Source organism: Actinosynnema sp. ALI-1.44 (assembly GCF_001984155.1).
Classification (GTDB): domain Bacteria; phylum Actinomycetota; class Actinomycetes; order Mycobacteriales; family Pseudonocardiaceae; genus Kibdelosporangium.
This window is the reverse complement of record NZ_MTQO01000051.1, coordinates 36,785-60,459: the sequence shown is the minus strand read 5'-3', so window position 1 is coordinate 60,459 and position 23,675 is coordinate 36,785. Positions and strand designations below refer to the sequence as shown.

At 69.7% G+C, this 23,675-nt stretch carries 4 protein-coding genes; all 4 read right to left on the bottom strand.

The window, feature by feature from the left end; all coding sequences use genetic code 11:
- Nucleotides 1-11: 11 nt before the first annotated feature.
- A complete protein-coding gene (locus tag ALI144C_RS35480; protein WP_083753670.1) occupies nucleotides 12-983 on the bottom strand; it encodes a TauD/TfdA family dioxygenase in 972 nt (323 codons plus the stop codon).
- Between the two features lie 51 nt (nucleotides 984-1,034).
- Nucleotides 1,035-11,357 carry a non-ribosomal peptide synthetase gene (locus tag ALI144C_RS35475; RefSeq protein WP_168211427.1) on the bottom strand — a complete coding sequence of 3,441 codons (10,323 nt, stop codon included), beginning with the start codon at nucleotides 11,355-11,357 and terminating at the stop codon, nucleotides 1,035-1,037.
- Nucleotides 11,358-11,364: 7 nt separating this feature from the next.
- Nucleotides 11,365-22,023: a non-ribosomal peptide synthetase gene (locus tag ALI144C_RS35470; RefSeq protein ID WP_076991618.1), complete on the bottom strand. Its 10,659-nt coding sequence runs from the start codon at nucleotides 22,021-22,023 to the stop codon at nucleotides 11,365-11,367.
- Nucleotides 22,024-22,102: 79 nt separating this feature from the next.
- On the bottom strand, nucleotides 22,103-23,446 hold the full coding sequence (locus ALI144C_RS35465; RefSeq protein WP_076991617.1) for a serine hydrolase domain-containing protein: 1,344 nt from the start codon (nucleotides 23,444-23,446) through the stop codon (nucleotides 22,103-22,105).
- Nucleotides 23,447-23,675 lie beyond the last annotated feature (229 nt).

The following is a 23,675-nucleotide window of genomic DNA, read 5'->3' as shown; positions in this document are numbered from 1 at the left end:
CGCTGTCCTGGTCAGGCCAGCACCCGGGAGCGGGCCCGGGTCTCGACGAAGAGCCTGCGGACGTCGCGGATCAGGTTCACCCGCTTGAGCCAGCGGTCGTTGCCGTCGTACCGGGGCACGAACGGCGCGCGGCCGTGCACGACCTGGTAGTTGTCCAGGAAGATCAGGTCTCCCGGGCTGAGCACCACGCTCTCCACCGAGCCGCGCAGCGAGTCGAACGCGCGCCGCATCGCCGCGTCCGCGGTGTCGTCGCCTGGGGTGGCGACGTCGGTGAAGTCGAGGTCGATGCGCAGGTACGGCTGCTGGCTCGGGCCGAACACGATCGGCCCGACCGTCGACATGCGCTGCGAGTCCTGATCACCGGGCAGGTTGACGTTGACGTGCGAGTCGTCGGCGAAGAACCGGAACCGGTCCTCGTTGAGCACCGCGCGGACGTCGTCCGGGACGTCGATGCTGCCGACCCGCACGTAGGTGGTGCCCACCGCGTCCGGGTTGCGCAGGCAGAACAGGGACACGTAGTCGCCGCGGCACGGGTGGTGCACGTCCTCTGTGTGCAGTGCCAGCGTGAGTTCACTGCTGGCGCTGGTCAGCGACCGCTCCTCACCGGGCGACGGGCACACGTCGTGCACCATCCGGCCGTCCTGCTGGTCCGACCAGGAGAACGGTTCGGCCAGCCCGGCACCGCAGATCATGTGCAGCACTTCCTCCGCACGGCCCGCGCCGGTCTTGACGGCCATCTCCCACCCGGCGGGCGTCGGTGGCAGGTCCTCGCTCAGCGGCAGGTTCGACACCACCGCGATGTCCGCCTCGGACACCCGCACCTCGGTCAGGAACTCGCGCATCCGCACCGGCAGGTGCTGGGACACCCGCGCGGCCCGGTCGGCGAACGTGACCGGGTCCCACAGTTCTTCCTCAAGCAGCACGCGGGTGACGAGCGCACCGACCTCGTCGCGCTCGTGATCGTCAAGTCGCAGCGTTCGCACGCCATTTCCTTTCTGTCCCCGGCCACGGGGGTCTCCCGGCCGGTGTTCCGATCAGCTCTTGTGGTCGCACCATTCGGCGATCCGCGCCAAGGTGCCGGTGAATTCGTTCGCGATCGCCTCGACCGTCGCCGCGGTCAGCGATTCGGGTGAGTGGTACCAGGTGAAGGACAACTGGTCGGCGTAGACGCTGCCGTCGATCGTCAGTGGCATGGTCGCCCGTTCGGCAAGGCTGTAGTCGCCGCCGATCCCGGGTTCGCGGGACTGGCACAACGCGCCGGGCTGGTCGTAGAACCTGCCGTGGTAGTTGAACAGGACCCACGGTTCGGGCCGTCCGGCCAGATCGGCGCCGGGCGTGCCCGGTGCGCTGAGGTAGCGCAATGCGCCGTAGCCGATCCCTTGTCCTGGCAGCTTTCGCAGTTGCCCGCGCACCGACTTCACCAGTGCGGTCAAGTCCGGCCCCGTGGTGTCCAGCGCCGGGATGTCCAGTGTGACCGGGTACATGCTGGTGAACCAGCCGATCGTCCTGGTCAGGTCGACGCCGTCGAACAGTTCGTCACGCCTGCCGTGACCTTCCAGCATCACCGAGACCCGGTCACGGCCCGTCCAGGTGGATATCGCGTGCCCGAGCGCACTCAACAGGATGTCCGCCACGCTGCTGCGGAACATCGCTGGGGCCTTGTACACCAGCGTTTCGGTGTGCTCGACACCCAGCCGGACAACCACTTCCTGTTGCGAACCGACCGTACCGAGGTCCGTGCCGTGCTCCGGCTTCTCCAGTGCGGTCGCGCCAAGCCAGTACTCGAGCTCGTGGTCGAGGTTCGCCGACGCGACGTGGTCGACCAGGTTGGCCGACCAGTCCCGGTAGGACGTGGTCCGGCCGCCCAGGTCGACCGGTTCGCCCTTGACCGCCTGTGCGTAGCCGGTTTCCAGGTCCTCGATCAGGATCGACCAGGACACCCCGTCGATCAGCAGGTGGTGCACGATGATCAGCAGCTTCGCCGCCGCGCCGGGGCCGAAGTCGAACAGTTCCACCCGCACCAGCGGCCCGGTCGCGAGGTCCATGGTGGACTGTGCGACCGCGGCGACGCGTTCCGCTTCCGCCTGGCCCTGCTCGGAAGCATACGCCGAAAGGTCGTGCTTGCGCACCAAGTCCTGCGTGGAAGGCGGCGCGTTGTACTGCCGCCACGACCCGTCGGTGAACTCGAACCGCATCCGTAGCGCGTCGTGGTGCTCCAGCAGGGCGAGCACCGCCGTGCGCAACGCGTTCTCGTCGTAGTCGCCGGCGAGTTCGATCAACGTCGACTGGTTGAAGTGGTGCGGGTGTTCGGTGTGGGTCTGGAAGAACCAGTGCTGCGCCGGGGTCAGCGGCACCGCCCCGGTGACCGGTCCGGCACCGGCGTCGTCCCTCCCACCGGCGCCGACCACGCCGGTGAGTTCGGCGATCGTCCGGTGCAGGAACACGTCCTTAGTGGTCAGCCGGTATCCGGCCGCGCGGGCCTTGGACACCAGCTGGATGCTGAGGATGGAGTCGCCGCCGAGCTCGAAGAAGCTGTCGGTGACACCGACCCGGTCGATCTGCAGCACCTGCTGCCACAGCCGTGCCAGGTCCTGTTCGAGCTCGGTCCGCGGGGCCACGTACCGCAGTCCGCCGCGTTGGGTGAGCTCCGGTTCGGGCAGGGCACGGCGGTCCAGTTTGCCGTTGGGCAACATCGGCAGACGGTCGAGCACCATGAACACCGAAGGCACCATGTAGTGCGGCAGGACTCGTGACACGGCGTCGGCCATGTCGTGTGTCGTCGGAGTGTCCTCGCCCTGCCTGGGCACGACGTAGGCCACCAGCCTCTGGTGTCCTTGCGCGGGCTTGTGGGCGACAACCACCGCGTCGGCCAGAGCGCATTCACGCAGCAGCGCCGCGCGCACTTCGCCGGGTTCGACGCGGAACCCGCGGATCTTGACCTGTTCGTCGGTGCGGCCGAGGAACTCCAGAACCCCGTCGGCGCGGAACCGGACCACGTCACCGGAACGGTAGATCCGCTCGGGCCGCTCGAACGCAGCGGTGACGAACCGGGACGCGGTGAGACCGGGATCGTTGAGGTATTTCAGCGCAAGCCCGTCGCCGCCGAAGCACGCCTCGCCCGGCACGCCGACCGGGACCGGCCGCAGGTGTTCGTCGAGCACGTAGAGCCGTTTGTTGGCAACGGGACGGCCGATCGGGATCGACGGCGAGTCCAGATCGGACACCGTGATCTCGTGCGCCGTGCTCAGACCCATGCTTTCGGCCGGGCCGTACCCGTTGACCACGCGCAGACCGGGGAACTCCCGCAGCGCCATGGCGACGTGCTCGACCGAGGCCGCCTCGCCCGCGGTGATCGCGCACCGCAAGGAGGTGAACGCCTCGCGGTGTTCTTCGAGCATGATGTTGAACAAGGTGGCCGACAGCTGGAGCACGGTGACGCCGTGCTCGGCCACCAGCCGCGAGATCGTGTCGGGGTCCGGGTTCTGACCGGGCTGCAGCACGAAGCTGCCGCCGTGGCAGAGCGCGCCGAACACTTCGAGGGCGAACGCGTCCCACGACACCGGCGACGACTGCATGAACACCTCGTCCGGTCCGAAGTGGACGTAATCGGGGCCCATGTAGGTGCTGACGAGCGCGCGGTGTGCTGTGAGGACACCCTTCGGTGTCCCTGTCGATCCGGACGTGAACATCAGGCAGGCCGGGTGATCCGAGCCGACCACGACCCCTGTCGGGCCGGTGTCGGTCGACGCGCGGTTCTCGTCGAGCCTGACCACGCCCGTGGGCAGCCTGTCCGCCAGTTCGGAGTGGGTGACGAACGCCGCGGCACCGCTGCCGGTGGCGAGCGTGGTCAGCCGGTCGTCCGGGAAAGCCGGGTCCAGCAACAGATACGCGCCGCCCGCCTTGAGCGCGGCCAGCAGACCGGTGATCATCTCCGGGCCGCGTTCGAGGAACACGGCGACCAGGTCACCCGGTCGCACACCGGCGGCGATCAGGTCGTGGGCGAGCCGGTTGGCCGACTCGTCGAGTTCACGGTAGGTGACGCGCCTGCCTTCAAAGATCAGCGCGGTGGCGTCCGGCGTGCTCGCGGCCTGGCGTTCGACCAGTTCGTGCACGCTCGCGTCGGCCGGGTACGGCACGGCGGTGTCGTTCCACTCCACCAGGACGCGTTCGCGTTCGGCCGCGTCCATCAGCTCGATCATCCCCAGTGGACGGTCGGGGTGGGCGGCGATGTCGGACAACGCGACCCTCAGGTGCGCGGCCAGCACCTCGGCGGTGGCAGGGTGGAACAGGTCCGCGTTGTAGTCCCACAGTGCGCGCAGACCGCCGTCGGCCTCGTAGAACTGGACCAGCACGTCCATCTCGACGGCGTGGTGCGGCAGGGCGACGTCGTCGACGCGCAGTCCGGGCATCTCCAGCGTGCCGGTCGGGTTGTTGTGCAACAGGACCATGGCCTGGAACAGCGGCGGCCTGCTGAGGTCGCGGTCCGGCTGGACCGCGTCGACCAGCCATTCGAACGGCACGTCCGCGTTGCCGAACGCGTCGAGGCAGGTGTCCCGGACGTCCCCGAGGAACTGGGCGAACGGCCGCGCCGGGTCGACATCCGACCGGAGCACCACGTTGTTGACGAAGAACCCGACCAGCCGCTCCAGTTCGGCCCGGTCACGGCCGGACACGGCGGTGCCCACCGCGACGTCCCGGCTGCCGCTGTGCCGGGCGAACAGCACCTGGCACGCGGCGACCAGGGTCATGAACAGGGTCGCGCCCTGCCTGCGGCCGAGTTCCTTGAGCCGTTGGGTGACGTCGGCGGGTACGTCGAACTCGACACGCCCACCGGAGCGGGTGCGGACCGGCGGACGGACACGGTCGACCGGCAGCTCCAACGGAGACAACCCGGCCAGGTGTTCACGCCAGTACTCGAGTTTGCCCGCCATCTCCGGCCCGGCCATGCGCCGCCGTTGCCACGCCGCGAAATCCGCGTAACGCACCGGCAGGTCCGGCAACCCGGCGTCCTGCCCGGTCGTTTCCGCGCGGTACAGGGCACCGAGTTCGCGGGTGATGATCCCGTGCGACCACCCGTCGGTCACGATGTGGTGCAGGCTGACCACAAGGACGTGTTCACGCTCGGCCAGCCGGACGAGCATCGCCCGCACGAGCGGGCCGTTGGCCAGGTCGAACGACCGCTCCGCCTCGGCACGCAACACCCGGTCCAGCTCGGACTCCGGCTGCCCGGACAGGTCGACGACGTCGGTCAGCGGTGCGAACGGTTCGCCGATCACCTGGACCCCGCGACCGTCGACCGTTTGGAACGTGGTGCGCAACGACTCGTGCCGGGCGACCAGGCCACGCAGGGCCCGGCGCAGCGCGTCCACGTCCAGCTCGCCGGTCAGGCGGACGCTCAACGCGTCCAGGTGGTTCGCCTCGCCCTGCTCGAACTGGTCGATGAACCACAGCCGTTGCTGCGGGTACGACAACGGCAGGTGGTCGCTGTCGGCGGCGGTGATCTCGTCCGGCGTCTCGGCACCGGCCCGCAACTGACCGAACTCGGCGCCGATCTCCAGCAGCCGCGCGCCGAACTGTTCGATCGTGGCCGTGTCGAACAGTTCCGGGTCGTAGCGCAGCTCGACCGGGATCTCCTCGCCGCCCACCGTGGCTGTCATCGCCAGGGCGACCCGGTCGATCTCGGCCGGGACCAGGTCGGTGCCCGTGCCGGTCCGGCCGACCAGGACGACCGTTTCGACGTCCTCGGCGGGCTGCGGCACGAACTCGAACGGCCGCGAGTTACGCCGCTGGGTGTGCAGCCGCCGCAGGACGGCCGGGACGTCACCATCCACATAGGAGTGTGCCGGGACGACGGTGGCGAACGGTCCGATCATGGCGTCCGAGCCGACCAGTGCCTCCGGCCTGCCGGAGACCGTGGCCCCGAACACGACGTCACGCCCTCCGCACTGGCGCGACAGCAGCACCGACCACAAGCCGTGCAGAACCGTGTCGACGTCGATGTCGAGCCGCTCGGCCAACTGCCGCAGCGGTTGCGCCGGGAGGTTGACCGGGACCACCCGGCTGGGGTTGACCGTGTGCCCGTCGGGGAGACGGTCGTAGCGCAGCCGGACAGGCGTGGTGATACCGGCCAACAGGGCACGCCAGTGCTCGTGCGCTTTGCCGGAGTCCTGGTCCTGGACCCATTCCACGTAGTCCCGCATCGGGCGGCGGGGCACGGTCAGGGTTTCCCGGTCGTCCGGCGCGGCGCTGTACTTGGCGTGGATCTCTTCGACCAACATGGTGACGCTCGGCTCGTCCAGCAACGCCGTGCTGTACGTCCACAGGAGAGCCGCCGCGCCGTCCGGCAACTGGATCACGGCCAGCCTGGTTCCCGGTTCGGCGACGGCAGTGCGTTCCTCGGCGAGCAGGTGCCCGATCCGCCGCGTGCTTTCCGATACGGACAGGTGACGCCAGTCGTCGTGGCTGATCACCGTCGTGGCCTGCCGCCGGACCAGCTGCAGCGACTCCTCCCGCAGGATCGACGTGCACAGCGCGGGAGTCCGGTCGGCCACATACCGGCACACCGAGATCAATGTGGAGATGTCCGGTACCCCGGCCAGCCGGACACAGCGCTGCCGGACCGTGTCGAGTGACTGGATCTGCCGCGGTGTCAACGGGTACAGGTCGGCCACCGCACGGCCGTCGCCGACGATCCGGTCGACCTGCCGCTGGTCCAGGCGGGCCAACGGGAAGTCCGACGGCGTGCGGCCACCGGCTTCCGGTCGCGCGCAGTGCTCGATGATCTCGCGCAGCGCGGCGAAGAAGTCCTCGGCCAGCCGACGCACAGTGCTTTCGTCGTGCAGGTTTTCCGAATAGGTCCAGGTGAACGTCAACTGGCCGCGTTCGACCAGCCCCGCGGCGTCGAGCAGGTAGGTCCGGGCCTCGGCCGGGGACTGGAACTGCCCGAGGTAGTGGTGCCGCCTGCGCAGCAGGCCGCCGTCGTCGGTTTCCGCGCCGAACTGGCCGAGGTAGTTGAAGCTGATGTCCGGCAGCCGGTCCGGGTACAGCACGTGGCCGGGGTCGCCGGGCGCGGTCAGGTACCGCAGTGCGTCGTAGCTCAGGCCCCGGTTGGGGATGCCGCTCAGCCGCTGCTTGACCGACTTGAGCACGTCACCCCACCGCCCCGACTCGGGGATGTCGAGTGCGACGGGGAAATGGGTGGTGAACCAGCCGACTGTCCTGGACAGGTCGACGTCGTCGAACAGCTCCTCGCGGCCGTGTCCCTCCATCCCGATCAGGACCCGGCTGTGCCCGGTCCACCGCGCGATGGTCCGGCCGATCGCGCTGAGGAGGATGTCGTTGATGTGTGTGCGGTACACGGCGGGCACCTGGTGCAGCAGTGCCTCGGTGTCCTCGTGCCCCAACTGGAGGCTGAACGTCCGGGCCGACGCGGCCGTGTTCGCCGCACCCTCGTGGTCCACCGGGAACCCGGGCGCGGAGTTCGGCGCGACCGAACGCCAGTGCTCGATGTCGCCGTCGAGCCCGCCCGCGCCGACGTGCTCGGCCAGCCGCCGGGCCCAGCGGCGCAGTGACGTGGTTCCCCTGCCCAGATCGACCTGCACACCCGCGATGCCCTGCTGGTACGCGGTCGTCAGGTCCGCGAGCAGGACCCGCCACGACACGCCGTCGACCACCATGTGGTGCACGCTGAGCAGCAGCCGTGGCGCGCGGTCCCCGAGCTGGAACAGGACCGCTCGCAGCAGCGGTCCTTTGCCCAGGTCCATGGTGGTCTGGACGTCGTCGGCGATCCGCTCGACCTCGGTGTCGGCGTCGCGTACGCCGGACAGGTCGTGCACCGCCAGGACATCCAGGTCCTCTCCGGACACCACACGCTGACGCCAGGAACCGTCGACCCGGTCGAATCGTGTGCGCAAGGCGGCGTGCTGGTCCACCAAGGCGGCGAGCGCGGACCGCAGCGCCGCCACGTCGAGCTCCGGGGTGAGCTCGTAGAGCACGGACATGCTGTAGTGGTCCGGCGCGACGGTGTGGGCCGCCAGGAACCACTGCTGGATCGGTGTCAGCGGCGCGTCGCCGGTCTCGTCCTCCTCTTCCGCCACCGTGGCCACCGGGGTGGTGTCGATCGTGGTGGCCAGCCGGGCGACGGTCTTGTGGACGAAGATGTCCTTGACCGTCAGGCGCAGCCCGGCGTCCTTCGCCCGTGACACCACCTGGATGCTGATGATCGAGTCGCCGCCGAGCTCGAAGAAGTCGTCGTGCACCCCGACCTGGTCGATCCGCAGCACGTCCGCCCAGATCCCGGTCAGCTCGCGTTCCGCGGCGGTCCGCGGCGCCACGTACTGGGTGCTCGTCACCGGGGTCGTCGGCGGTTCGGGCAGCGCCCGGCGGTTGACCTTCCCGTTCGGGGTCAGCGGAAGCCGGTCCAGCACGACGAATGTCGAAGGCACGGCGTGGCCGGGCAGCGAGGCCGACAGGAAGGTGCGCAGCTCGCCCGTGTCCGGGGTGGTGTCACCGGCCGGGACGACGTATCCGACAAGCTGGCGGTGACCGCCGTCCTGCCGGAGGACCACCGCGGCGTCGCCGAGCGCGGGGTGGGCGGCCAGTGCCGCCTCCACCTCGCCGAGTTCGACCCGGAAGCCGCGGATCTTGACCTGGTCGTCCACCCGGCCGAGGAACTCCAGCGTCCCGTCGGCGTTCCAGCGCACCTGGTCACCGGTGCGGTAGAGCCGGTCCCCCGGGGTGATCACGTTCTCGGGGAACCGTTGCGCGGTCAGCTCCGGCCGGTTGGCGTATCCCCGCCCGACGCCGTCACCGCCGATGTACAGCTCGCCGGGCACGCCGATGGGCACCGGACGGGCCGCCGGGTCCATCACGTACACCTGGGTGTTCGCGATCGGACGGCCGATCGGAACGAACGCGCGGCCCCGCAACACCTCCGCGTCGGGCCGCAGCGCGCACGAGTCCACCGTGATCTCCGTGGCGCCGTAGGCGTTGACGACGATGGTGTCCGGGTGCACGTGGTCCAGCAGCCGCAGGCAGTCCTCGCGGCGCCACGCCTCGGATCCGACGGACATCAGCCGCAGGGCAGGCAGCCGGTCGCCCCGGGCGGCGACCTCGGCGACCAGGGCGTTCGCCAGCGTCGGCACCAGTTCGATGCCGGTCGCCGCGGTCCGGTCGACCAGATCGAGCAGCGCGGGCGGGTCCGTCACGATCTCGGACGACGCGATGATCATCGCGCCACCGAAGAACATCGACCGCAGCATGTCGGAGAAGAACAGGTCGACCGACAGGCTGGTCACCGAGAGGAACCGCAACGGGTGACCGGCCAGGTCGTAGTCGCCGTCCCAGGCGGCGGCGATGTAACGCAGGTTGCGGTGCTCGATCATCACGCCTTTCGGCGTCCCGGTCGAACCCGACGTGTAGATGACGTACGCCAGGTCGCTGCCCTGGACTTCGGCGTCGACCGGCGTGACGAGGTGCCCGGCCGCCCAGTCGGTGTCCAGGTCCACCACGGTGGCTTCCGTCGACGGCAACCGGTCGGCGAGGTCCCGGCGCGTGACCAGCACGGTGGCGGCCGAGTCGGCAAGCATGAACTCCAACCGCGTCGCCGGGTACTGCGGGTCGAGCGGCACGTACGCGCCACCGGCCTTCAGCACCGCGAGGATCGCGATGACGGCGGACGAACCACGCTCCAGGCACAGGCCGACGAGGACACCTGGCCGCACGCCCAGGGAACGCAGGTGGTGTGCCAACTGGTTGGCGCGTTCGTCCACCTCGCGGAACGTCAGCTGTTCCGTGCCCGAGATGAGCGCGACCTCGTCCGGACCGCGCTGTGCCTGCTGCTCGAACAGGTCGTGGATCAGGCCGTCCGGTCGTTCGCCGGTGTCCGTGTCGTTCCACTCGGTCAGCACCTGCCGTCGCTCGGCGGCGTCCATCAACGGCAGGTCGATCAGTGCGCTGTGCGGGTTCGCGGCGATCGCTTCCAGCAGGACGACGAGGTGCCGGGCCAGCCGCTCGATCGTGGCCGCGTCGAACAGGTCGGTGCTGTAGTTCAGCATCCCGAACAGCCCGCCGTCGCGTTCCTCCATGTCGACGGCCAGATCCATGCTCGCGGTCAGCCCGGGCAGGTCGAACTCGGTCACCCGCAGGCCGGGCAGATCGGGCAGGTCGCGCTCGTTGTTGTCCAGCACCACCATCACCTGGAACAGCGTGGGCCTGCTGGGATCCCTCGCCGGTTGGACGAGTTCGACCAGCCGGTCGAACGGCACGTCCTCGTGCCGGAACGCGCCAAGCACCGTCTCGCGGACGTGCCCAAGGAAGTCCACAAAGGATCTCGCGGTGTCCACATGCGACCGTACGATCACGGTATTGGCGAAGAACCCGGTGATGTCGTGCAGTTCCGGGCGGTTGCGGCCGGAGGTGGTCGTGCCGACCGCGATGTCGTCCTGACCGGAGTACCTGGCGAACAGGACGTCGCAGGCGGCCAGCACGGTCATGAACAAGGTCGCGCCGTGGTCGCGGCCCAGGTTCCGGAGCTTGTCGGTGACGTCGGCGGGAACGGTGAACCGGTGGGTGTCGCCCGCGGTGCCGCGCACGGGTGGGCGGGGCCGATCGGTGGGTAAGTCCAGCGGTGGTAAGCCGTCGAGCTGGCCGCGCCAGTAGGCCAAGTGCGGTTCCATGGCCGAGGACTCGAACCGTTCCCGTTGCCAGACAGCGAAATCCGCATACTGCAACGGCAGCTTCGGCAAGCTCACCGGCTCGCCGGACACGGCCGAGGTGTAGGCCGTGGCGAGGTCGCGCAGGACCAGGCCGAGCGACCAGCCGTCGGTGATGATGTGGTGCGTCGTCATCATCAGCACGTGGTCCGCGGTGCCCATCCGGACGAGCAGGACACGGAACAGCGGTCCCTGACGCAGGTCGAACGGCCGGGTGCTTTCCTGCTGCACGACCGCGTCCACCGATTCCGGTGTCGCGTCGACGATCGGGATCTCGACCCCGTACGGCGGGTTGATCCGCTGCACGCCCATGCCGTCCACGGAGTCGAACGTGGTGCGCAGCGGCTCGTGCCTGACCACCAGTTCGGTCAGGGCGATCGACAACGCCACGACATCCAGCTGTCCTTCGACGCGCAGCGCGAACGTGCTGTTGTACTCGGTGCCGCCGGGTTCGAACTCGTCGAGGAACCACAAGCGCTGCTGTGCGAACGACTGTGGAAATGTCCGCGGGGCCGGTAGGTCACGCCGAGCCGGGGTGATCGCGTCCGCGTCGTGGGCGGGCGTGGCCTGTCCGGCGAGCCTGCGCCGCATGAGCTCCTGTAGGTGCTCCGGCAGTGCGGCGACACGCTGTTCGCGTGATTGCATGTCCATCTCATTCCCCTCCGGTTTCCGCGACCGGGAGTTGCTGGGCGGCGGCCAGTTCGAGCTCGGCGAGGATCTGTTCCTCGACCAACACCGCCAACGCGGCGATGGTCTGGCAGCCCAGGACGTCACCCGGTGTGATGGCCACGCCGAACGCCAGGCGCACCGCGGACGTGATGCTGAGGCTGCGCAACGAGTCCCCGCCGAGGACGAAGAAGTTGTCCTCGACGCCGACACGGTCCAGTTCGAGCACTTCGGCCCAGATCCGGGCCAGTTCGGCTTCGGTCGGTGTCCGCGGCGCCACGTGCTGGTCGGCTGCGGTCGTGTCCGGCGGTGGTGGCAACGCGCCGCGGTCGACTTTCCCGTTGGGGTTCAACGGCATCCCGTCCAGCACGACGACCGCGTTGGGCACCATGTAGTCCGGCAGCCGGTCCGCCGCGAAGTCACGCAGGACCGCCGGGTCCACCGCCGAGTCCGGCTGCGCCACCACGTATGCCGCAAGGCGTTTCGTGCCAGGGCGGTCCTCCAGCACCACGACCGCGACCTGGGCGACGCCCGGCGCCTGACCGAGGACGTTCTCGATCTCGCCGAGTTCGATCCGGAAACCGCGGACCTTGACCTGGTCGTCCACCCGGCCGACGAACTCCAGCACCCCGTCGGCCCGCCACCGCACCAGATCACCGGTCCGGTACATCCGCGAACCCGGCCCGTCGAACGGATTCGCCACGAACCGCTCCGCGGTCAGGCTGCGCCTGCCCCAGAAACCCCGGCCCAAGCCGTCTCCGCCGATGTACGCCTCGCCGACCACACCCACCGGGACCACCCGCATGTCCCCGTCGAGCACGTGCACCCGCATGTTCGGCAGCGGTCCGCCGATCGGCAACGGCACGTCCGGGGACACCGCGGGATCGAACACGCTGCACGTGGTGATGGCCGAGCATTCGGTGGGGCCGTAGACGTTGACGATCCGCAAGCCCGGCACCGCCTCGACGGCACGCGCGCAGTGCGTGGGCGACAGGACCTCGCCGCCGACCACGATCTGGGAGACGCCGGCCAGCAGCGCCGGGTCCATGTTGACCAGTTCGTGGAAGAAGCCGGTGGGGAACGACATGGCCGTCACCTTGTGCGTCACCAGGAAGTCGCGCAGCTGTTCCACCGACGGGACTCCCGGCGGGACAATGGCAAGGCGGCCACCGCCGAGCAGCGAGTTCCAGATCTCGAACGCGGCCGCGTCGAACGACACCGACGCCAACTGGCCCATCACCACGTCCGGGCCGAACTCCAGGACCCCGCCGGGCCGCACGAGCCGGACGAGCCCGCGGTGGGTCAGCATCGCGCCCTTCGGCCGTCCGGTCGACCCGGAGGTGAACAGCACCGCCGCCACGTCGTCCGGCCCGGCAGCCACACCGTCCACACCGGACAGACCGTCGTCGGCGACGGCGTCGAGGAGGATCACGACGGGCTCGGTCACCGGGATCTCCGCGACCAGCGGCCGTTCGGTCACCACGACCGAGATGCCCACGTCCGCGCACATGAAGCCGAGCCGGTCGGCCGGGTAGCCGGGGTCCAGCGGGACGTAGGCGCCACCGGCTTTGACCGTGCCGAGCACCGCGACCACGAAGTCGATCCCGCGCCCGAGGAACACCCCGACCGGGACGCCCGGCCCGACGCCCGCGCCGATCAGCTCCCGCGCCAGGCGGTCCGACCTGGCCGCCAGCTCGCGGTAGGACAGTTCCGTGCCGCCTGCCACCACCGCGACCGCGTCCGGTGACGCGTCGACCCATTCGCCGAACAGCTGGTGCAGCGTCCGGTCCGCCGGGTAGTCGACCTGGGTGGAGTTCCACGCCCGCACCAGGTCCAGGTCCGACTCGCCCAGCATGGACACGTCACGCACCGGCCCGTCGACACCGTCCACGATGCCCCGCAGCACGAGCTCCAGGTGCGTGGCCAGGCGCTTGACCGTGGTGGCGTCGAACAACGCCGGGTCGTAGATGAAGCCGTACGTCAACCGGTCGTGGGCGTAGGCCACGAGGGACAGCGGGTAGTTGCTTTCCTCGATCTCGCCGGACAGGTCACGCAGGCCGAGTCCGTGCCTGGCGGCCGCGGCCTCGTCGATCGGGTAGTTCTCGAACGCGATCGCGCTGTCGAACAGGTTGCTGCCACCGGGGACGTCGGTGTAGGTCCGCAACTGGGCCAACGGCACGTGGCCGTGTTGCCTCGCCTCGGCCTGTGCTGTCTGCAACTCCTTGAGCCAGGTGACCACGTCCGCGCCGTGGTCCACGACCGCCCGCACCGGGATCGTGTTGACGAAGATGCCGATGACCGAGTCGGCCTCGGCCGGGCGACCGGACACCGTCGCCCCGAAGCACACGTTCCGCTCGCCGGAGTACTGGGACAACACGATCGCCCACGCGCCTTGCACGACCGCGTTCGCGGTCAGGCCACGGGTGCGGGCCATCTCGTACAGCCTGCTGCTCGCGTCCGCCGACAGCTTGTGGTCGAACCGCTCGGTGGCGCGCACCAGGTGGATGTCGGCGACCTGGCGGTCGTACGGCAGCGGCGTCGGCGCGGTCAGACCGGCCAGCCGATCCTGCCAGAACTCTGCGTCCGCCGCGCTGTCCTGGTCGGCCAGCCACCGCATGTACTCGGCGAACGGCGGCCTGGTGGGCACATCCGCGTTCGCGTAGGAGGCGAACAGGTCCGACAGCAGTTGGAAGGTGCTCCAGCCGTCCAGCAGCAGGTGGTGGAAGGTGCACACCACCCGGACCGAGTCGGGCGACAGGCGAACCAACGCGACCCGCACGAGCGGCGGACGTGCCAGGTCGAACCCCTTGTCCCGCTCGGCCCTGGTCAGCGTCCGCAGCACCAGGTCCCTGGCGTCCTCCGCGACACCGGTCCAGTCGTGGTAGGTGACGTCGAGCGCCGCGGCGCGGTGCACCACCTGCATCGGTTCGACGAGCCCGTCCACAGCGACCGCGGTACGCAGGATCGGTGTCCGGTCCACCGCGCGTTGCCACGCCCGGCCGAACGCCTCGATGTCGGTGACGCCGTCCAGCGCGAAACTGAGCTGCCGGGTGTACATGTCGTCGTCGGGCTGCGCGAGGCTGTGGAACAACATCCCGGCCTGCATCGGTGTCAGCGGGTAAATGTCCTCGACCGACCTGCCGTCACCGGCGATCCTGTCCACAGCGGACTGGTCGAGCCCGGCGAGCGGGAAGTCCGACGGGGTCCGGCCGCCCGCGCCGGGCAACGCACAGTGCCGGACGATCTCGCGCAGTGCCGTGGCGAACTGTTCGGCGAGTTCGCGCACGGTGGACTGGTCGTGGACGTCGGCGGAGTAGCACCACTGGAACTCCAGCTTGCCGTCGCGCACGCTGCCCACCACGTCCAGCAGGTGCGGCAACGCCTCGCCGGGATGCTGGTCAAGCTGGATCTCCAGGTCGGCGCCGGTCTGCCGGTACAGAGTGCCGCTGCGCCGCGCCCGGAACTGGCCGAGGTAGTTGAAGCCGACCTGGGTGGCCGCGTGGCCGACGGTGTTGGGCGCGGGCAGGTATCGCAGCGCGCCGTAGCCGACGCCCCGGTTCGGCACGGCCCGCAGCTGCTCCTTGACGGACTTGATCACCTCGCCCCAGCCCGCGTTCGGGCTCGCCGCCAGTGCGACCGGGTACGCGGAGGTGAACCAGCCGACCGTCTGGGACAGGTCGAGCCCGGCGAAGATGTCCTCCCGGCCGTGGCCTTCGAGGTCCACCAGCACCTGCTGCCGCCCGGTCCACCGGCAGAGCACCACGGCGAGCGCGCTCAGCAGCACGTCGTTCACCTGGGTCCGGTAGACCGATGGAACCTGTTGCAGCAGCGCCTGCGTCCCGTCCTCGTCGAGTCCGATGTCGACGGTCCGCATCGATCCCGCGGTCGCGACGCTTTCCCTGTCACGGGGTATGTCCGGGCTGGCCGACGCGAGGACTTCGGCCCAGTGACCCAGTTCGCCGTCGAACCCGCCGGACGCCGTGTGGTCGGCCAGTTGCCGGGCCCAATGCCGCAACGACGTGGTCGGGTCGCCGAGTCCGTCAGGCTGCCGGTAGGCCGTCTCCAGGTCGTCCAGCAGGACGCGCCACGACACGCCGTCGACCACGAGGTGGTGCACGGTCAGCATGAGCCTGGTCCGGTCACCTCCGGTGACCAGCACGGCCCGCAGCAAGGGGCCGTCGGCCAGGTCGAGACTGGTGTTCGCCGCATGGGTCGCCTGCTCGGCCGCACTGGCGTCGCACTGCACGAGCAGGTCGGCCGGTTCCGAGTCCACGATGTACTGCCGCCAACCGGTCTCGGTGTGCTCGTACCGCGCCCGCAGGGCCTCGTGGTGGTCGGTCAGTGCCCGCAACGCCCGGCGGAGCTTGTCGGGGTCCACGTCGTCGACCAGGTCCACCACGGCGAACTGGTTGAAGCGGCCCCGGTCGACGGTGAAGTTCTCGAAGAACCAGTGCTGGATCGGGACGAGGGGGATGTCCCCGGTGACCGGCTGGTCGTCGGCGGGCGCCTGGTCGTCCTCGTCGGTCACCACGGCGGCCAGTGCCGAGATGGTCTGACGGCGGAACAGGTCCTTGGACGTCAGCCGCAGCCCGACGCGGCGTGCCTTGGCCACCACCTGGATGCTCAGGATCGAGTCGCCGCCCAGTTCGAAGAAGTTGTCGTCGACACCGACCCTCGGCACGCCGAGCACCTCGGCCCACACCTCGGCGAGCTTGCGCTCCACCGCGGTGCGCGCGCCGACGTACGAATCGTCCTGCTGGGTGCGGTTCGGCGCGGGCAGCGCGGCGCGGTGGACTTTCCCGTTGGGGTTCAACGGCATCCGGTCCAGCACCAGTATCGAGTTCGGCACCATGTAGTCCGGCAGCCGGTCGGCCACGTAACCGGTCACGGCAGCCGGGTCGACGACCGTGTCCGGCTGCGCCACGACGTAGGCCACCAGCCGTTTCGTTCCCGGCACGTCCTCGCGGACCAGCACCGCGACCTGGGCGACGCCGGGGGCGTGCAGGATGACGTTCTCGATCTCGCCGAGTTCGATCCGGAAGCCGCGGATCTTGACCTGGTTGTCGGTCCGGCCGACGAAGTCCAGCGACCCGTCGGCCCGCCACCGCACCAGGTCACCGGTCCGGTACATCCGCGAACCCGGCTCGTCGAACGGGTTGGCCACGAACCGCTCGGCGGTCAGCTCACGCCGGGCCCAGAACCCGCGTCCCAGACCGTCACCGGCGATGTACGCCTCGCCGACCACGCCGACCGGAACCACACGCATGTCCGCGTCCAGCACATGCACGCGGGTGTTCGGCAACAGCGTGCCGATCGGCAGCGGAACGTCCGGGGACCACGCCGGGTCGAACACGCTGTAGCAGGTCACGGACGAGCACTCGGTGGGGCCGTACAGGTTCACGACCCGCAGCCCGGGAACCCGCTCGACGGCGCGTGCGCAGTGCGTGGGCGAGAGGACCTCGCCGCCGACGACGATCTGGCGCAGCCCGTCGAGCACCTCCACGCACGAGTCGACCATCTCGTGGAACAGCGCCGTCGTGAGCGACATCGAGTTGATGCCGTTCGACGACACCAGGTCGAGGAGGTGTTCGCCGCTGAGCGGCCCCGGCGGGAAGATCACCAGCCGGGCGCCGGAGGTCAGCGCGTTCCAGATCTCGAACGCGGCCGCGTCGAACGACACCGACGCCAACTGGCTCATCACCACGTCCGGGCCGAACTGGAACGGACCACCGGGGTGCACCAGCCGCACCAGCCCGCGGTGGGTCAGCATCGCGCCCTTCGGCCGTCCGGTCGATCCCGACGTGAACAGCACAGCCGCCACGTCGTCCGCACGCACCGCGTCACCGTCCACACCGGACAGGCCATCGTCGGCGAGCTCGTCGACGCACACCACCACCGGCGAGCCCGTGACGGGCACGTCAACGGCCAACTCGCGCGCCGTGACCACAACCGACACTCCGGTGTCGGCGCACATGAACGCCAACCGGTCCGCCGGATACGCCGGGTCGAGCGGGACGTAGGCGCCACCGGCCTTCAGCACACCCAGCAAAGACACCACGTAATCGAGCCCACGGCCGAGGAACACTCCCACCGGGACGTCGCCCCGCACACCGGCGCGCGTCAGCTCACGGGCCACCCGGTCGGACCGGACCGCCAGTTCCTGGTATGTCATCGTGGTTCCGGCGCACACCAGGGCGATCGAGTCCGGGTTTTCGGCGACTCGCGCCGCGAAGAGGTCCTGCAGGGTCTCGGCGAACGGCTCGTCGACCGTGGTGGAGTTCCATTCCCGCAGCAGGCGCGTGTCCATGTCGGTGACCGTCGGCATGTCCCGCAGGATCGCCGTGCCACCACTGGCCACGACACCATCGAAGATCATCGTCAGGTGCGCGGACAGCCGCTCGATCGTCTCCCGGTCGAACAGCTCCGGGTTGTACTCCAGGTTCGCCCGCAGCTCGCCGTCACGCGGCCAGAACTCCAAGGTGAGGTCGAACAGGGACGCGCTGCGCGGCAGTTCGAACCTGTCCAGGCGGACGCCGTCGAACTCGACGTGCCACCGCGGTTGCTCCTGCAGCACCACCATGGCCTCGACCAGTGGGTTGCGGCTGGCGTCCCGCCCGGAGTGCAGGGTCTCGACGAGCCGGTCGAACGGGATGTCCTGGTTGTCGTAGGCGTCCAGGGTCGTGGCGCGCACGGCACGGAGGAACTCGGTGAACGTCCTGCCCTGGTCCACATGCGACCGCAGGGGCAGGGTGTTGACGAGGAATCCGACCAGCCCTTGGATGTCGTCGCGTTCACGTCCGGCGGTGACCGTGCCGACCGTGATGTCCTGCTGGCCGGTGAACCGCGACAGGACCATCTGCACGGCGGCGACAACAGTCATGAACAGTGACGCGCCGTTGTCCGTGCCGATCCGGGTCAGCTCACGCACCACAGGCGCCGGGACGACGAACCTGTGGACCGCGCCGACGGTGCTGCGCACAGGCGGCCGTGGCCGGTCCGTGGGCAGGTCCAGCACGGACTGCCCGGCCAGTTGACGACGCCAGTACTCCAGTTGTGCGTCCTGGACGGTGGCCAGCCGTTCCCGCTGCATCGCCGCGTAGTCCGCGTACTGCAACGGCAGCGCGGGAAGAACCGCCTCTTCGCCACGTCGAGCGGCCGCGTACAGCTCGCCGAGTTCGTCGACGAGGACGTTCAACGACCACCCGTCGACGACGATGTGGTGCAGGCCCAGTGCCAGCTGGTGTTCCTCGGCGCCCAGCTTGATCAGCAGGCCGCGCATGAGCGGACCGCTGCGCAGGTCGAACGGCCGCTGTCCTTCCGCCCGCAGTTCCTCCTCGGCACGCGCGGCCCGCTGTGTGTCCGGGACGCCGGTGAGGTCGACGACGCGCAGCGGCACTTCGCCTTCGGGGTGCACGATCTGCACGCCTTTGCCGTCCACGTCCTCGAACGTGGTGCGCAGCGACTCGTGCCGTGCGACCAGTTGCTGGAGCGCGTCGTCGAGCGCCGCCACGTCCACCGTGCCACGCATGTGGAAGCCTGCTCCGACGTTGTACTCGACCCCGCCGGGTTCGAACTCGTCGAGGAACCACAGGCGCTGCTGCGCTGGTGCCAGCGACAGCGCGTCCGCTCGCTCGACCACCTCGATCTCCGCTGTCGCAACAGGTTCGGACGGCAGCATGGCCGCGAGCCCGGCGATGGTCGGGTCGTCGAACAACACACGCGCGGACATCTCGACGCCGAACGCCGCACGGATCCGCGACAGCAGCCGCATCATCAGGATGGAGTCGGCGCGCAGCTCGGTCACCAGGCGCTGCTCCACGCCGAGCCGGTCGACGCCGAGCACCGTGCACCAGATGTCGACCAGCGTCCGTTCCGCCGCTGTCCGCGGTGCCACGTACGCGGGCCTGGTGTCGGCGTTGTGGTTCATCGCCTGCAACGCCGCGCGGTCCACCTTGCCGCTCGGCGTCAACGGCAGCGCCTCGAGCAGGACGAACGCCGACGGGATCATGTAGGACGGCAGACGGGCGGCCATCTCCTCCCGGACACCACTGGTGGTCAGCGCGGCACCGTCAGCCGGGACCAGGTAGGCCACCAGCTGCTTGTAGCCCTTGTCGGTGCGCACGAGTACCGTGGCCTCGCTGACGCCTGTGGTGCGCTCCAGTTCGGTCTCGACCTCATCGAGTTCCACGCGGAAGCCGCGGATCTTGACCTGGTTGTCCACGCGGCCGACGAAGTCGAGCGTGCCGTCCGGGCGCCACCGCGCCAGATCGCCCGTGCGGTACAGGCGCTGCTCGGGCGTGCCCGCGACCGAGAGCGTGATGAACCGCTCCTCGGTCAGGTCCGGCCGGTTGACGTACTCGATGGCCAAACCATCACCGCCGATGTGGACCTCGCCGGGTACCCCGACCGGGACCGGGTTGCGGTCCCGGTCGAGCAGGTACACCCGCGTATTGCCGATCGGCCGTCCGATCGGGACGGACGACAGGCCGGAGAGGTCGCGGATGTGGTGCGTGGTGGCGAAGACCATGCTTTCCACCGGGCCGTAGCCGTTGACGAGGCGGACGTGCGGGAAGTGCCTGCGCACGGTGTCCGCGTGGCCGACCGAGACGGCCTCGCCGCCGGTCATCACCTGCCGGAGCACACCGAAGACCTGCGGGTACTCGTCGACCATGACGTTGAACAGGCTGGCCGACAGCCACAGCGTGGTGACCCGGTGGCGGATCACCAGGTTGACGATGTCCTCCGGTTCCGGTGCCTGCCCCTGCTGGAGCACACACCGCCCGCCGTGCAGCAACGCGGGCCAGAGCTCCAGCGCGAAGGCGTCCCACGACACCGGCGCGCACTGCAGCAGCACCTCGTTGTGTCCGTAGTGGACGAAGTCGACCCCGAAGAACGTCCGCAGCATGGCCCGGTGCGGCGACAGCACGCCCTTCGGGGTGCCCGTCGACCCCGACGTGAACATCACGCACGCCGGGGCCGAGGCGTCCACGTCGACGACGGGCGCGTCGTCCGGCCGGTCGTCGATCTCGTCCTGGTCGAGGTCGACCAGGACGACGGTGGTGTCACTGCCCGCCACGAGTTCGTGGCACGCGCTGTCGGCCACGACGACGGGTGACCGGCTCTCGGCGAGCATGAAGCACAGCCGGTCCGCCGGGTAGCTGGGGTCGAGCTGGAGGTAGGCGCCGCCCGCCTTGAGCACGGCCAGCACCGCGACGATCATCTGCGGCGAACGCTCGAGACACACGCCGACGATCTGGCCCGGACGGACACCGAGCGCGACGAGGTGCTGCGCCAACCGGTTGGCGCGCAGGTCGAGCTGCCGGTAGGTGGTCACGGTGTCGCGGAACACCAGCGCGGTCGAGTCCGGTGTCCGCCTCGCCTGCTCGGCGAACACCTCGTGGACCGTGCGCTGCCGCGGGTAGTCGGTCTCGGTGGAGTTCCACGTCTCGACGAGTTGCTCGATCTCGACGGCGGTCAGCATCGGCAGCCGCGCCACCGGCCGGTCCGCGGCCGCGCTGATCTCCTTCAGCAGCACCAGCAGGTGCCCGACCATGCGTTTGATCGTCTCCGCGTCGAACAACGCGGGGTCGTAGGCGATGCAGCCGTCGAGCCTGCCCGCGCGCTGGTGGAACTCGACCCTGACGTCGGGGCGGACGTCGGGTCGCGGGTCGTGCCGCGGCAGGATCAGCCACTCGGTGGCCAGCCCGGCGAACGCGGCCGGGTGCGCCGGGACCGTGTCCAGCACGACCATCGCGCGCAGCGGCAGGTGGTCGGCGGCGGGGCCGGTCAGCCGGTCGAACTCGGGGCGGGTGAGCGTCGCCGCCTCATCGACGTACTTGTCCACCGTCGACACGAGTTCCAGGAATGCCAGCGCACCGGTGACCTGTGAGCGCAGCGGGAACCACTCCCGGTTCGGCGCCGGGCCGGGAACGGTGGTCCCGACCATGATGTCGTCCTGGCCGCTGTATCGGGCGAACAGCACCTGCGTCGCCGCGACCAGCAGGGACTGCAGCCGGACGTCGTGCTGTGTGGACAGTCGGTGCAGCAGCTGGGCGACGGTGTCCGGGATGCCGAAGTGCTTGCGAACGGCTTCGGTCGTGCGTTGCGCGGGCCTGGGCCGGTCGGTCGGCAACGTCAGCGCGACCATGTCGGACAACGACCCCGCCCACGCGGATTCGTTCTGCGCCAACGTGCGTTCGGGGTGGACGTCGACCGGCCGGGCCAACGCGTCGACGTGCTCACCGCGGACCCGCGTGGAGTAGGCGGCGGCACACTCGTCGATCAGCCGCATCAGGTCCGCGTGGTCGGCCGCGGTCGACTGGAACACCAGCACGTGTTCGGCCATGCCCAGCCGGATGAGCCTGGCGGACAACGGTTGCGGCGGTGTGGTGGCGAGTTCCCCGGCCAGCAGGCTGTCCAGCGCGGCACGCCGGTCACCACCGCGGATGTCACGGGCACCACCAGCCGAGATGTCGGTGTTGGCCAGCACGACCTCGTCCGGCTGGTAGCCCCACCGCGTGGCCACGCCTGTGAACGCCGCGGTCAGCACAGCCAGGTCGAGCTCGCCCCGCAGGCGCAGCCCGGCCGCCACCCGGTGCGGCTGTGCCGAGGCGCGCGCCTGCGACGCCCTTTCGTCCGAAGACATCGAACACCGTCCCATTCGAGTCGTGCGCTCCACCGGCCGGGCGCTGGGCCCGTGCCGATCGCGAAAGGTCTTGGAATTGCTATTCGGCGTCGCCGGGGACACGGACGGCGGTGCGCCCGCTCACCTGGACCGACTCGATCCGGCCAGTGCCGTCGGCTCTGACAAACCGCCCGAGGTAATCCGGGTTTCCGGATACCAGGTCGTGCACGGAGAATGTGAGATCTTCGTAACAGTCCAGCCGGGAATGCCGCTCGCCCGCGATCTGGAGATACAGCAGACCGTCATCACCGAGTGCTACATCATATTCGGTATCGCCATTGACGTACCGCCCTGCGCAACTCGGCGGAGGCGCGGCGTGTTTCAGGACGGCGTGTTTCGAGCCCGCGGCGCGCTCGACCGGCATGTCGACGCCCGCGTCGGCCAACACCTCGGCCAGGCATTTCCACATCGCGTAGCCCGCCGTCGCATTCGTGGTCAACGCGACGACGACCCCGTTCACCGGGTCGCCCCGCAGGTGGCAGGACGTCCCGTCGCCGCTGCCGTCGTGCCCCCACCAGTCGACGCTCTCCGCGCGGTACAGCGCGGCCCCCAGGCCCCATCCGTCGGCGATGCCGAACGGTTCGGCGCCGCCGACCGGCTTGAGCATCTCGCCGAACGTGAACTCCTGCGCCCACCCGCCGACGTCCCCGATCAGCAACGCGCCCAGCTTGGCCAGGTCGCTCGCACTGGCGGCGACGGCACCGATGGGCGCCTCGGCGGGCAGCAGCGTCTGCTCCCGGATCACGCGCACCTGGTCGCCGACGACGTGTCCGCTGACGAACGGCGCGCCGGACACCCCCGCGGGGGCCGTCACGAACGACGGCGTGATCCCCAACGGCCGCATCAGCAGCGTCTCCACCGCGTCCCACCAGGTCATCCCGGTGACGGCCTCGATCAGGTGGCCCGCGAGGACGTAGCCGACGTTGGAGTAGGAGAAGATCGAGCCCGGTGCGAACATCAGCCCGGTCCGGCAGCCGTCGCGCAGGTACTTCAGCCGGGAACCGGCGTGTGCGGACTCGGCCGCCAGGTCGGACGCCAGCCCGCTGGTGTGGCTGAGCAGGTGCCGGACCGTGACGGACGCCGCGATCCCGTCCGGCGCCGTCCGCAGTTCGGGCACGTACTGCCCGACGGGCGTGTCGAGGTCCAGGTCACCGTCGGACACCAGCATCATCACGACGGTCGCGGTGAACATCTTGCCGACGGACCCGAGCGGGAACTTCGACTCCGCGGTGACCGGCTGTCGCGTGCCGTGGTCGGTCACGCCGTGGTCGAGCACCACCGGCTCGCCCGCGTCGGTGACGACCAGCTGCGCGCCGGGCACGCGAAAACGCCGCGCCAGTTCGTGGAATCCCGCTGCCAACCCGGTGGCCTTCGCCGCGCTCATGACAGGCACGAGCTATCCGGGCCGCATCCGGATAATTCAGAAAATATTTCATACTTCTGTCGTCGCACAGCCGTGCTCCCGTCCCCAGTCACCCCAGTGCAGTCTCCTCAGTGCGCGTGAGCCGCGCCCTCCGCCTACAAACTGCATCAGGCCACGAACTACTGGCAAGCAACTTTCTCCGTCGGTTAAATTGCTCCGATCGGGGACGGTTAACCAGCGAGCAGGGTGA

Bases quoted from the DNA above. Each gene is read 5' to 3' on its own strand.
- ALI144C_RS35470 (WP_076991618.1), bottom strand. From the start codon at position 22,023: ATGTCTTCGGACGAAAGGGCGTCGCAGGCGCGCGCCTCGGCACAGCCG.
- ALI144C_RS35475 (WP_168211427.1), bottom strand. From the start codon at position 11,357: ATGCAATCACGCGAACAGCGTGTCGCCGCACTGCCGGAGCACCTACAG.
- ALI144C_RS35465 (WP_076991617.1), bottom strand. From the start codon at position 23,446: ATGAGCGCGGCGAAGGCCACCGGGTTGGCAGCGGGATTCCACGAACTG.